The organism is Halalkalibacter oceani (assembly GCF_023715605.1).
GTDB classification, from domain to species: Bacteria; Bacillota; Bacilli; order Bacillales; family Bacillaceae_D; genus Halalkalibacter; species Halalkalibacter oceani.
In genome coordinates this window covers 1-393 of sequence record NZ_JAMBOL010000089.1, presented here as the reverse complement: position 1 = coordinate 393, position 393 = coordinate 1, and the positions used below count along the sequence as shown (strand labels likewise).

Below are 393 nucleotides of genomic sequence, written 5' to 3'. Positions count from 1 at the left end.
GTTGGGTATCGCGAAAATCAACATTCATACGGAGCTCTGTCAGGCCGCAATTGGTCGCAGTGAAAGAAAACCAGGATCAGCCTTTCCTGCATTTAGAACGTGAAGTACGTAAAGCTGTAAAAGAACGGGCATTGGAAAAAATTAAACTGTTCGGTTCTGATGGCAAAGCGGAATAATGATATGGATAATCTCGACGTTATTTGTGTATAGGTGCCGCTATTGTTGATATTCCATTGCAACCGGTCAGTAAAAATATCTTTGATGTGGATTCTTATCCTCTTGAAAGAATCGCAATGACCACCGGGGGTGATGCAATAAATGAAGCAACAATTATTTCTCGTCTGGGCCATCGTACAGCATTAATGAGCCGTATTGGTAAAGATGCCGCAGGAC

Annotated in this window: 1 protein-coding gene; it reads left to right on the top strand. The window is 42.5% G+C overall.

The features are described 5' to 3' along the window. Positions 1 to 200: 200 nt before the first annotated feature. A partial coding sequence (locus M3202_RS22130; RefSeq protein WP_285890661.1) for a PfkB family carbohydrate kinase occupies positions 201 to 393 on the top strand: 193 nt, incomplete at its 3' end.